The following is an 11,791-nucleotide window of genomic DNA, read 5'->3' as shown; positions in this document are numbered from 1 at the left end:
ATCAACGATATCAGCGGATGAAACACCTTGGGCGTATTGCTGCGCTGTGCGGTCTCGCGGTTGCCGCGTGGCTCGTATGGCGCGACCATCCCGCAGCCGTGCTGCAACTCCTGCAAGGCGCAGGCATGGGCCTCGTGCTGGCCGCCTTGCTGCATATCGTGCCGATGGCCGCGAACGCCTGGGACTGGCGCACCCTGATTCGCAGGGCGCAGCGACCGTCGTTCGCGACCATGCTTCGGTTCGTGTGGATTCGCGAGTCCATCAACAATCTATTGCCAGTCGCGCGCATCGGCGGGGAAATCGTCTCGTTCCGCCTGCTCGGGCGCGCCGGCGTGCGTCCCGCGACGGCGGCGGCGAGCCTCGTCGTCGACATGCAGCTCACCTTGATCAGCCAGCTCGTCTTTGGGCTGATCGCCGCCGGCTATCTGCTCGAACATTCGAATTCCGATGCCGCGCGCGTGGCAGGGCGGCTGGCGTGGGGCATCGCCGTAATCGCGCCGGTGCTGGTGCTGTTCGCACTCGTTCAGCATGCGCGGCCATTCGAGCGGGCCGCTCACGTCATCAACCGGGTCACGAGCGGCAAGGTGGTCGATCTGGTGGGCAAGTCGGTGCGCGTCGACCAGTCGGTCAAGCTGATCTGGCGGCAGACGGGTGTGGTCGTCGGCTATCTGCTCATCTGGCAGACGCTGCAGTGCGCGGGCTACGCACTTGAGATCTGGGGCGCGCTGCACGTGCTCGGCGCGCAGGCGAGCTTTGCTCAGGCGTTCGTGATCGAGGCGCTGATTCAGCTTGTCAGTAGTGCTGCGTTTCTGGTGCCGGGCGGCCTGGGGGTGCAGGAGGGCGGCTTCGTGCTGATTGGCGGGCTGCTTGGTTTCGACGCGCCCACGTGTCTCGCGCTCGCCGGCGCGCGGCGCGTGCGCGATCTGCTGTTTTATGTGCCTGGTTTGCTCGCCTGGCAGGCCGCGGAGTATGCGCTGCCATCGCGCCGGGCAGAGGGCGTGCAGTAATCAGCAAACCCTGGGGCGGGAATACGCATCCGATCTCGCGCGTATGTGCGCTATCCCACGCCCACGCCCGCCAGCGCCACGATCTGGCGAATCGACACCGCGCCGTAGCCTGCCGCCGTTGCGATTGCGCCAGGCGTGGGCGGCCTGACGTTTTTCAAACCGGACACTCCCGCGAGCATTCCTCCCTACACTGTTATGTGTATCCCGCGTCGGCCGCTGGCAGGGCAATTCGCGTGCCAGTGGGTATCGGCGCAAGATAATGGAACAGGAAAGGGACATTGCGATATGAACTGGACAACCCACGAAGTCACGAATGTCGTGCCGGAACTGAAAAATTACAACCTCTACAGCACCGATATCGCGCTGCAGGAGGCGGTCCAGCGCGGCGGCGGCGCAGCCTATGAAGAGGAATTGACACGCCATGGCGCGCTGCTCGGCAGCGAAGAAATGGTGCAAATGGCTGATGACGCCAACCACTTCAAACCCGAACTCCATACCTTCGATCGCCAGGGTAATCGCATCGACCGTGTGGAATTCCACCCCGCCTGGCACGGCTTCATGAAAATGGCGCGCGAGTATGACCTGGTCTCGCGGCCATTCAGCGATTTGCGGCCGGGCGCATGGGCGGCGTATGCGGCGGGATTTTCGATGCATGGCCAGATCGAGGCGGGATCGCAATGCCCGAACTCGATGACTTTCGCATGCATTCCGGTGCTTCAGAAGGAGCCCGAACTATTCGTTCAGCTTGCGCCGAAGCTCTATTCGCGCAGCTACGACGCCCGCGATATTCCGTTCGAGCAAAAATCGTCGATGCTGGTCGGCATGGGCATGACGGAGAAGCAGGGCGGCTCCGACTTGCGCGCCAATAGCACGCGCGCCACGCCGCTGCGCGGCCAGGGGCGCGGCGCGGAGTACGAGATTACGGGCCACAAGTGGTTCTTCTCCGCGCCCATGTGCGATGCGCACCTCGTGCTCGCGCGCACGGAGAACGGCCTTTCGTGCTTCTTCGTGCCGCGCTGGCGTCCTGACGGCAGCAAGAACGCCATTCATATCCAGCGCTTGAAGGAAAAGGTCGGCAACCGCTCGAACTCCAGCAGCGAGGTCGAATTCCTGGGGGCCTGGGGGCGCATGGTTGGCGAGGAAGGGCGCGGCATCCCGACCATCATCGAAATGGCGTCCTATACGCGCCTGAATTGCGTCATGGGCAGCACCGGCACGATCCGCCAGGCGCTCGTGCAGTCGATTCACCATGCACGCGGTCGCCAGGCATTCGGCAAATACCTCGTCGACCAGCCGCTGATGCGCAACGTGCTGGCCGACCTGGCGCTGGAAAGCGAGGCCGCGACGCAATTGATGATGCGCCTCACCGAAGCGTTCGCGCGCGCGGAAGACTCGCCGCTTCAGCGCGCCTACAAGCGGATCGTGACGCCGGCGTCCAAGTACTGGATTGCCAAGCGCAGCATCGAGCTGACCGGTGAAGCGATGGAAGTGTTCGGCGGCAATGGCTATATGGACGAAGGTCCGATGGGGCGCCTGTATCGCGAGGCGCCGGTCATCTCGATCTGGGAGGGATCCGGCAACGTGATGGCGCTCGACATGCTGCGTGCGATCGGCCGCGAGCCGGACGCGCTCGAAGCGCTGATGGGCGATCTGGCCTCGGTGTGCAGCGGCGACGCGCGTTTGCGCCCGAGCCTCGAAGCCATTGCGCGCGCGTTCCGGCAAGACGGCGATACGCTCGAATTCCTCGCACGGCGCGAGGCGCAACGTCTGATTCTGCTGGTGCAGGCGCGTTTGCTGCGCGAATTCGCGCCCGCTCCGGTGGCGGACGCGTTCATCGCCAGCCGCTTCGACGACCAGTGGGGCCGCGTGTTCGGCACGCTGCCCGCCGGCGTGGAGGTGGACGCGATTCTGGAGCGCGCGCTTCCGCTCGCGTGACCGCTCGGGTTGCACCAGTTGGCCGATGCGTTTTCGCCGAGCGCATCGGCACCCTGCGCGTCGCGGTGATGGCGCCAGGGCGGGCCGCTGCCATTGGCGCGCCGGCCCGCCGGTTCGCGTCTACGAACTGACCCGTTCAGCGCCGGAAGCCGCCGTGAAAGCCGCCGCCGAATCGGCCGCCCATGCCGCCTCCACTCCATCCCCCGCGCGAGCCGAAACCGCCGCCGAAGCGCTGCTCGCCGAGCGAGCGCGCGCCTTGCTGGCGATTGAGGTCGTTGCCCAGGTCGCCGCCCGGTTGTGCCGATTGCCAGCCGTTTGACGTGTGCTGTTGCCAGCCGTTGTCGGCGGTGTGCCGGTAAACGTTGCCGTCGTGGCCCGCATAAACGTCACCGTTGTTCCAGGCGACTGAGTTGCCGTTGTTGTGGTTCGTCACGTAACCCCGGCTTCCTGCCTCATGCTGGCCGGTTTGGATATTGCCCGCCACGCCGAACTCCGCGGCGCCCGAACGCCCGGTGTTCGGGTTGTAGCCCCCGACCTCGCGCCCGCCCGCGTAGTTGCCGTTGTACTGATTGCCGACGACGCCGCCCCGGCCCGCTGCCTGGCGCCCGGTCACCGGGTTGCCGTAAGCGCCCTGGTGCCCCGCCGCGTAATTGCCCGAGTACGGATTGAACGCGCCGCCCGCGGCACCCCGATAGTGGGCGCCGGTTACCGGGTTGTAGCCCGCGCCTGCTGCGCCGCGCCACTGCGTGCCGGTCCAGCCGTTCCATCCCGACGCATGGGTCACGGTGCCTTGCCCCCAGCGGCCGTAGAAGTTCGTCTGGTTGATATTGACGCTGCCCCAGCCCCCGCCGCCCCAGTAGCCGCCCCAATACGGCCCCCAGTAAGGCGATGCGCAGCCCCAGATCGCGCCGGCGGCGAAGCCGAATGCGAATCCTTCCGCTGCGCCCAGCGCGAAGCCGGCGCCGTAGCCATAGGTGGCGGGATAGCCGTAGTAGACGTCGCCCACATACGCCGGATAGACATAGCCGGTGCCGTAAACCACAGTGCCGTCCGGGCTGATCACCACCCCCATGTAACCAGGTGTGTAGCCCACCACGACCGTATCGGGCGTGTACGAATAGATCTGCACGTACGTCACATAATGAATCGGACTGCTGACCGGTATCGTGTAGATGACGCCCGGCACCGAAGTCGCAACCGTCCAGGGCCCGAGCGCCGAGCCCGAAACGAACCACACGCCATTGGACACGGCGTAGAAGTTCGACGCATCGACTTCGATCACGGGCGTGGCCGTGTTGACGGCGTAGTTAAGCGAGGTGCCCGATACCGGCTGGAAGCGGGGCGCGCCGTCGTAATTCACTGTCAGCCTGGCCTGCGAACGCGATACCGTTGCTGTCTGCGGAATCGTCGCGGCTATTTCGGCCTCTTTCGCTTCCGGGGTGTTGGGCACGGAGACCAGCACGTTGGCCTTCGGGTCGTGCGTCGATATCTTCGCGAAGTCGGGTGGCAGGTCGCTGCCGGCCACCCAGCGCCATGGACCGCTCGTGGAGGCCGCGCGGAACCAGCGGCCCGAAATCAGCAGGTAATACGTATTCGTGGACGGATAGACGAAGACGGCGTGATCGGTATTGGTGATCGTCAGCAGGTTGGTTCCCGCGACCGGCGAGATCTGCGCGGCGCCCTGGGTCACGACCAGCTCGGTGGGCTGCGTGGCGAGCATCAAGGCCGGCGCCGGCACGACCGGCTTGCCGTCCGACGGCAGCATGGCGTCGGCGGCCGTGTGTTTTTCGCTCGTTTGCGCCGCCGCAAGCAGCGCCTGCTGCGGACCAGCCACTTGCTGCCATGGCCCGCTCAGGCCCTGCGCCGTGTACCAGTAACCCGCGGCATGCACGTAGACCGCGCCGTTTGCATCGCGCATCAGCAACGCGCGGCTGTTGATCGCGCGCGAGAAGCCGGTGCCGGCGATCGGGCGCCAGGCCGGTGCGCCATCGACGAGGACCAGCACCGTAGGCGTGTCCTTGAAGACGATCTGCGGCACGTCGTTCTTGACCGCAATGCGCATGGAGCGATCGAGCCCTTGCGACGCGGCGTAGCTCGTTTGCAGCTGGTCGAGCGAAACGGTCATGCCGCTGGAGGGAATGTGGGCGACCAGGGCACCCTTGACGCGCCCGGCCAGGCTCGTGTCCGTCGGCACCTCGACCGAGGCGATCTGGATTTGCGTCAACTGCACAAGACCGGCGGCCTTGTCGATATCGGCCTGCGCCGAGAAGTGGGCGATGCCGTAGGTGGGGGTGCCGTTCGACGCGCCAACGGCAATCGCCGCGCGGCCTGCGATGCGGTTGCCGGTCCATTGCTCGATTTGCGGCTGGAACATCTCGACGCGTTCGGTGCCGTTCTCCAGCATGCGCGGCCAGCCGCGCTGATCGGCGGATTGCGCCTGGGTTGCCGGCGCGTCGGCCGCACGGGCGGCAGGCGCATTCCACATCAGCGCAGTGATCGACAGCATCGCGGCCACAACTGTGGCGCATGCGGGTTTTACACGGTGTGGCTCAACTACTCGACTCGCTCGTGGTGACATCAACGGGTGCTCCTGAGCTGGCATCGCAATAGCGGCAGGGGCAAGCGCAACTGCCGATTGTCGTTGGGTTGTGAGACGTGGCGGCGGCCGGGTTGCCGCCTCCACGTCGGGCGGGAGGTAACGGCGGGTCAACGCTTAGAAGCGATGGCGGATCCCCGTGGTCACCACAACCTGGCTGCGGCTCGTGGAAGGCGCGCCGGTACCGTTGATTTGCGCCGCATTCGTGCCTTCCGCATTGTTGGCGCCGATCTGGAAGACGCTCTGCGCGTAGAGGTCCGTGCGCTTGGACAGCGAGTAGTCAGCCTGAAGACCGAACTGGTTCCAATGCGCCGAGCGATTGTCCGAGGCGCCGCTTCCCGGCGTGTTGCGCAGACCTTGCGTATAGGTATAGGCCGCGCCCACGTAGAAGGCCGGCGTCAGGTTGTAGCGAGCGTTGACTTCATAATTGTTGTAGCGCACCGACGCATCCGCGAGCTTGTCCTGCAAGCGGGTCTGCGTGAACACGGTGCCGACGATCATCGGGCCGAACGCATAGCTCGCGCCGAGACCCCAGGTGCGCTGATTCTGGACGCCGGGCAGATTGGCCGTCGTGAACGCCGGCAGATTCTGCACCGCGCCGTTAGCGTTACTGGAGTCGAGGCCCTGAAGCTGCAGGTAGGCCGCGCCCAGACGCAAGCCGCCATTGGCGTAACCCATGCCCGCGCTATAGGCGCGGTTGTCGGCAAAGCCCGCACTGTTGGAGAAGCCATACAGGGCGCTCGCCGAGAAGCCAGCGTAGTTCGCACTCTGATACTTGATCGTATTGCTGAGGCTGAACGAGCCATTGAGGTTGTCGTCGTCGCCCGGGTGAGCGAAGTAGGTGCCGCCCCACGTACCGGTTGCCGACATCGGCGCGACGTAATCGACCATGGAATCGTACTGGCGGCCCAGTGTCACCGTGCCGTATTGGCTCGAAAGGCCGACATAGGCCTGGCGGTTGAACAGCGAGCTGTTCACGGTGCTGCCGTTCGTCACGTTGAAGCCGCTTTCGAGGTTGAAGACCGTCTTCAGGCCGCCGCCGAGATCCTCGACGCCACGCAGGCCCCAGCGGCTTTGCTGGATGTTACCGCCAGTCATGCCGAACACGGCTTTGCCACCGGTCAGGCCGTTCGGCGACATCGGCGAGGAAGTGCTCGCCTCGTTGCTCACGTAAGTCAAACCTGCATCGATGAGGCCGTATAGCGTGACGTTGCTTTGAGCATGGGCGCTGCCAGCGGCTGCGGCGACTGTGGCGGCAAGAATATAGGTCTTTTTCATGGATCGCTCTTATCTGAACTACGACTGACGAATGGGAAATAAGCACATAGCGCGTTTGTGCGGGAACGGACTATACATATCCCTTGAAATGACAGCCACGGAGCGTCGATGATTTTTTCTCTGCGCTAATTTAAAGAGATGAATATTGGTGATAGGCACATCCGGAGGGGCTGACGTAGCAGCGCACAGACATCTAATTCTAAAAGACATTTTTTCAAAACGAGCGCGTCTGCCGGGAGTGCGCTCTCAACGCCTTTACCTCAAGATTGAGAATCGATGCTTGAGGGTTTTGACTTAAATCACTACCTGTAATGTGTTTGCATGATTCTGATTTTTTGCGGCACCTGATTCCGGCTAATTCGATGAATGAAATACGAATTCCTGTCAAAGATTCCGGAAAATATTTATATATCTAGCAACAAACGGCCGCCCGGTTGACTCGCGTTGATGTGCGCTGCCGGGACGGCCGTGGCGGCTGCGCATGTCTTGCACAGGCGTTGCGGACGCTCACTGCTCCTGTATGGCTTGAGGCGTGTTGCGGAAGCTGATCGCCATGCGGTTGTAGGTGTTCATCAGGCCGATGGCGATCGTGAGGTCCACGAGCTCGCGCTCCTCGAATACCGCGCGAACTTCCTCGTATGCCGCGTCCGGAACGCCGGTCTGGGCGACGAGCGTGACCGACTCGGCCCAGGCAAGCGCCGCGCGCTCGCGCGGATCGAATAGATGGCCGGCTTCCCTCCAGGTCTGCACCAGCGCCAGCTTTTCCACTTTCACACCTTTTTTCAGCAGGTCGCGTGTGTGCATGTCGAGGCAATAGGCGCAGTTGTTGATCTGCGAGATGCGCAAGTACACCAGATCGACGAGAACGGGCGAGAGCCCGCTTTGCATGAGGTAGCCATAGACGCCGCCAAGCGCCTTGGCGCCTGCGGGCGCGATCTGGTTGTAATCGAGACGTTTGCTCATGAGTGTTCTCCTGTGTTTGCTGGGCTGGCTTACTTGACCGGCGTGGTCAGAACCTTGTCTCCGGTATCGACGACGAACACTGCAAGCAGCTTCGCTGGGGCGGTCGTGCTCGCATTGCGGCTGACGCGGTGAATGGCGCCCGGTGTTTCGAAGAAGTTTTCGCCGGCGTGATAGACGCGCTTGGGGCCGTCGTCCACTTGCGACTCGATCGCGCCCGAAACGACATACGCATAAATAAATGCCGACCTGGCATGCTCGTGCGGCGGCGAGGCGCCGCCAGGGGCATAGTCGACCACCACGGCCGTCAACGACTTGCCGGGCAGGTTGGGAAGGGCGTGCTCGAAATTGGGCGTGACGGCTGCACCGCCGTCATGCGCGATGGCGGGCGCGGCGACGCTGAGGGCAAGCGCCGCGCAGGCCGCGCCGAGTGCGATTCGAATCTTCATGACAGGTTTTCTCCTTGTGACCAGAGCTATTGTGGCGGGATGCTGGGCCACAAGAAAGCACCAGAAATGAACATTCTTTATGTACCATGAGCGCATGTCCCAGCCGCTCAAAATCGAACTCGACCGGTCTGCGAAGACGCCTTTGGCCGAGCAGATCCGCACCGCAATCAGTGCTGCCATCGAGGGCGGCGTGCTCGCGCCCGGCGCCCGTCTGCCTTCGTGGCTCGATCTTGCCGCGCAGCTGGGCGTGGCGCGGGGCACGGTGCGCCTCGCCTACGAGCGGCTCTCCGACGCTCAACTGATCGTCGCTTCCCGGGCCGCTGGAACGCGCGTGGCGGACCGGCCGCCCGCCGCGCCAGTCGTGCACGAGCGCAGCGATCCGGGCTCGTTCATGGAAATGTATCGGGAACTCACCTCCGGCCCGGCTATCTTCCAGATGGGCGTGCCTGCCCAGGAAACGCTTCCCGCGCGGCTCTTCACCAAGGTACGCTCGTTCGCGCTGCGCGCGGAGTCGAGCGCCTCGGTTGGCTATCCCGACCCGCGTGGCGAGCCGGAATTGCGGCGGGAAATCGCCGCGTATCTGGCCATTGCGCGCGGCATGACCTGTTCGCCCGCGCAGATCATCGTCACGAGCGGGTTCAGCGGTGGTCTCGGGCTGGCGCTGCGCGGGCTCGCCCTCGATGGACATAAAGCCTGGTTCGAAGACCCCGGTTTTCCGTTCACGCGGCATGGCCTGGAACTCGCGAGGCTCGAGCTTGCCCCGGTGCCGGTGGACATGGAAGGCATCGACGTCGATTACGGCATGAGGCATGCATCCGACGCGGCGCTTGCCGTCGTGACACCTGGGCAGCAGGCGCCGCTCGGGCCCACGCTGTCTCTGGCAAGACGGCTGCAACTGCTCGATTGGGCAGCGAAGCAGGGCGCATGGATCGTTGAGGATGACTATCTAAGTGAACTGCAACTGAATGCGCGCGCGGCGCCCGCGCTCGCGTCGCTCGATCGCAGCCAGCACGTCATCCATATCGGCTCCTTCAGCAAGACGCTCAGCCCGGCCTTGCGGCTGGGATTCGTCGTCGCGCCCATGCTGCTCGCGTCGCGGTTCGCGGAGGTGGCGGCCTGTCTCGCGCCGGCACCGTGGCCCTCGGTGCAGCTCGCAACGGCGCAGTACATGCGCGAGGGCCACTACTTGCGCCATCTGCGCCGCCTGAAGCGGCTCTATTGCACGCAGCGCGATAGCTTGCTCGCATGCCTCGAAGAACGCGGCTTCGAGACCCGGGCTGCGGGCCTCGCGGTGCTCGTGCGTCTGCCCGACGGCGCGCCTGATGTGTCCATCTTCAGAGAATCGCTGGCTTTCGGATTGGGTCCCGCACCGTTGTCGCCCTGGTATATGTCGCCGGCGAGTGCGCGATCCGGCCTGCTGCTGGGTATTGCGACATCGCCGGAGCGCAACCTCGCCCGAAACTGCGATCGGCTGCTGGACGTGATCCGACGGCACGCGTGAGTGGCAGCGTAGACGCCATTGGCCGGTGTGCCGTGCTACTCTGCGCGCATATTTTTGTAAGCCGTCCGCAGGGCGATGCATTTTTTATTGCAAGGAATTCATGGAGTCCACGTTGATGAAACCCTTCGAGTCGATCGATGGGAACCGGCCGCGCATGCACCAACGCGCACGCATGGCGTGTCCTGCTGCGTCGATAGCGCTCGCGTTTGCCTGGCTGGCCCTTCCGACCCAGGCGCAAGCGCAGGAATTCTCACTGTTTGGCGGCGGTTCGCGTGCCAGCGACATCAATACCTATACGTGGGCCTTCAACTATCAAGAGGGGCTCGGCAAGTACTTCGCGGCAAGCTTCACGTGGCTCAACGAAGGACACATCCGAATCACCATCGCGATGGCCAACTGGTTCAGCTCTGGGCGCGGATGCCGGTCGGCAGCCCGCAGTTCGTGGTGCAGGCCGGCATTGGGCCGTATCGCTACTTCGATACGACTACCGCCGACCAGGGCGGCAGCTATTCGGACGTGCACGGCTGGGGCGTGGTGTACAGCCTGCGCGGGTCCTGGTACGCATCCAACCGATGGGTCACGCAATTGCAGTTGAACCGTGTGCACGTGCAGCGCGGCCCGGACTCCACCGGCGTGATGCTCGGTGTCGGTTATCAGCTCGACGCGCCCGATACGCCGGGGCCGCGCGACTGGGCGGTCGGCTCGACAAAGAAAACGACCCATAACGAAGTTGCCGTGTACCTCGGCAAAACCATCGTCAACTCGACCAGCTCGCCGGGCGCATTTGGCGGTGCCATCGAATATCGGCGGGGCCTCGCAAAGTATGTGGACTGGACGGTCGGCTACATCCACGAAGGCAGCAGCGCGGTCGCCCGCCGCGACGGCATTGCCAGCCAGCTTTGGCTCACGCGTGCGTTCCTCAACGACGCCGTGACGCTGGGTGTGGGCGCAGGTGCGTACTATGCGATCGATGAGCACGAGAACAGCCGCTCGCCGGGGCCGGGCGCGGGGACATTCTCTGGGATCGTCACGATTGCCGGCTCGTATCGTTTCAGCCAGCACTGGGATGCGCGGCTGGAGTGGAATCGCGTGGTGACGAGCTATAACCGCGACACCGACATCATTTTGGGCGGTATCGGCTATCGGTGGTGACCCTGTGGGCCGACACGGGCTGTCTGGCTCGTTGCGGCCCGAATTACCGGTTCAACGATGCGCCTTTAAATAACTTTCATCGTTTATACAACATGTTCGTTAGTGCACTCACTGCTTTCATTCGACTCTGTTAGCCTTTTCTGCAGGACCAATTCGGGCTGATCCGCGCCCCGAAACGCGCGATTGTCGAATCGAAGACAGGAGGGCTTATCCATGTTGCACTGGCTTTCAAACTTGATCGCCCATCATGCCGCAACGCCGGAGAAGCAGGCCGAACGGGCGCTGGGCGAATTGCGCATGGCGCTGTTTCAGGCCGAGCAGAGGGTATTGGATGCGCAATTGCAGGCCGAATATTATCGTTTGCGCATTGCGTTCTGCGAAGAGGTCTTGAAGACGGGGATCGAACAGGTTTCGGATCACCGCAAGGGACAACATGAGTCCGTCACGCAGGAATTGCGGCCGAATTTAAAGCTGACGACCTCCCAGCAGGCATAAACGAACGAATATCCTTTTCCGACTTTACCAGTCTCCCGGGGCAATGCCACTGTAAAAAAATTCATACTTACCCTGGCCGCCTCGGCGGCCGCTTGCGCCGTCTGGTCCGCCACCGTCCATCCAAACGACCGGGAACTGGTCGTGGCATCGAGCGCCACGGACACTCCGTTCGCGTTTGAAAACAAGGACAAGCAGAGTGTTGACTTCGACATCGACATTATCGATGTGATCGCCAGGCAGCAGCATTTGAAACTGCGTATTGTAAATACGCAGTTCACCAGCATCTTCGCGTCGACCGACGATGACGGCATGAATTTCGTCCATCTCCGGCGTCATGATCAGCGATAAGCGCAAACAGAGTCGAATCTAGGGGGCGGCGCTCACCCTGAACAATGTGATTTCGTTGCTCAAGGATACG

9 protein-coding genes and 1 pseudogene are annotated in these 11,791 nt (G+C 63.4%); 6 read left to right on the top strand and 4 right to left on the bottom strand.

The window, feature by feature from the left end; translation table 11 throughout:
* Positions 1-17: 17 nt before the first annotated feature.
* On the top strand, positions 18-1,007 hold the full coding sequence (locus P5W99_RS26440; RefSeq protein ID WP_421027751.1) for a lysylphosphatidylglycerol synthase domain-containing protein: 990 nt from the start codon (positions 18-20) through the stop codon (positions 1,005-1,007).
* Between the two features lie 285 nt (positions 1,008-1,292).
* Positions 1,293-2,942 (top strand): acyl-CoA dehydrogenase family protein, encoded by a 1,650-nt coding sequence (locus P5W99_RS26435; RefSeq protein WP_434665107.1) that lies wholly within the window; start codon positions 1,293-1,295, stop codon positions 2,940-2,942.
* A gap of 136 nt (positions 2,943-3,078) precedes the next feature.
* Here the strand turns inward: P5W99_RS26435 and P5W99_RS26430 are convergent, their stop codons facing one another.
* From P5W99_RS26430 to P5W99_RS26415, 4 genes are all read right to left on the bottom strand, one after another.
* Positions 3,079-5,448: a carbohydrate-binding family V/XII gene (locus P5W99_RS26430; RefSeq protein ID WP_434665106.1), complete on the bottom strand. Its 2,370-nt coding sequence runs from the start codon at positions 5,446-5,448 to the stop codon at positions 3,079-3,081.
* A 207-nt stretch (positions 5,449-5,655) separates the two neighbouring features.
* Positions 5,656-6,816 (bottom strand): porin, encoded by a 1,161-nt coding sequence (locus P5W99_RS26425; RefSeq protein WP_421027748.1) that lies wholly within the window; start codon positions 6,814-6,816, stop codon positions 5,656-5,658.
* A gap of 507 nt (positions 6,817-7,323) precedes the next feature.
* Positions 7,324-7,779, bottom strand: coding sequence for a carboxymuconolactone decarboxylase family protein (locus P5W99_RS26420; RefSeq protein WP_434665103.1), 456 nt, complete (start codon positions 7,777-7,779; stop codon positions 7,324-7,326).
* A gap of 29 nt (positions 7,780-7,808) precedes the next feature.
* A complete protein-coding gene (locus tag P5W99_RS26415) occupies positions 7,809-8,225 on the bottom strand; it encodes a cupin domain-containing protein (RefSeq protein WP_421027746.1) in 417 nt (138 codons plus the stop codon).
* Positions 8,226-8,319: 94 nt separating this feature from the next.
* On the opposite strand from P5W99_RS26415, the gene P5W99_RS26410 reads away from it, so the two are divergent.
* The 4 genes and pseudogenes from P5W99_RS26410 to P5W99_RS26395 all read left to right on the top strand — a co-directional run bounded on the left by P5W99_RS26410 (position 8,320) and on the right by P5W99_RS26395 (position 11,721).
* A complete protein-coding gene (locus tag P5W99_RS26410) occupies positions 8,320-9,726 on the top strand; it encodes a PLP-dependent aminotransferase family protein (protein ID WP_421027745.1) in 1,407 nt (468 codons plus the stop codon).
* 172 nt (positions 9,727-9,898) lie between these two features.
* Positions 9,899-10,878: pseudogene (locus P5W99_RS26405) on the top strand (hypothetical protein).
* A gap of 213 nt (positions 10,879-11,091) precedes the next feature.
* Positions 11,092-11,373, top strand: coding sequence for a hypothetical protein (locus tag P5W99_RS26400; protein WP_421027744.1), 282 nt, complete (start codon positions 11,092-11,094; stop codon positions 11,371-11,373).
* Between the two features lie 141 nt (positions 11,374-11,514).
* Entirely contained in the window at positions 11,515-11,721 is a 207-nt protein-coding gene (locus P5W99_RS26395; RefSeq protein WP_421027743.1) for a transporter substrate-binding domain-containing protein, read from the top strand.
* Positions 11,722-11,791 lie beyond the last annotated feature (70 nt).

Origin of the sequence: Paraburkholderia sp. A3BS-1L, assembly GCF_051125215.1 — a bacterium.
Taxonomy (GTDB): Bacteria; Pseudomonadota; Gammaproteobacteria; order Burkholderiales; family Burkholderiaceae; genus Paraburkholderia.
This window is presented reverse-complemented; position numbering and strand designations above follow the sequence as displayed.

Bases quoted from the DNA above. Each gene is read 5' to 3' on its own strand.
- P5W99_RS26440 (WP_421027751.1), top strand. From the start codon at position 18: ATGAAACACCTTGGGCGTATTGCTGCGCTGTGCGGTCTCGCGGTTGCC.
- P5W99_RS26435 (WP_434665107.1), top strand. From the start codon at position 1,293: ATGAACTGGACAACCCACGAAGTCACGAATGTCGTGCCGGAACTGAAA.
- P5W99_RS26430 (WP_434665106.1), bottom strand. From the start codon at position 5,448: ATGCTGTCGATCACTGCGCTGATGTGGAATGCGCCTGCCGCCCGTGCG.
- P5W99_RS26425 (WP_421027748.1), bottom strand. From the start codon at position 6,816: ATGAAAAAGACCTATATTCTTGCCGCCACAGTCGCCGCAGCCGCTGGC.
- P5W99_RS26420 (WP_434665103.1), bottom strand. From the start codon at position 7,779: ATGAGCAAACGTCTCGATTACAACCAGATCGCGCCCGCAGGCGCCAAG.
- P5W99_RS26415 (WP_421027746.1), bottom strand. From the start codon at position 8,225: ATGAAGATTCGAATCGCACTCGGCGCGGCCTGCGCGGCGCTTGCCCTC.
- P5W99_RS26410 (WP_421027745.1), top strand. From the start codon at position 8,320: ATGTCCCAGCCGCTCAAAATCGAACTCGACCGGTCTGCGAAGACGCCT.
- P5W99_RS26400 (WP_421027744.1), top strand. From the start codon at position 11,092: ATGTTGCACTGGCTTTCAAACTTGATCGCCCATCATGCCGCAACGCCG.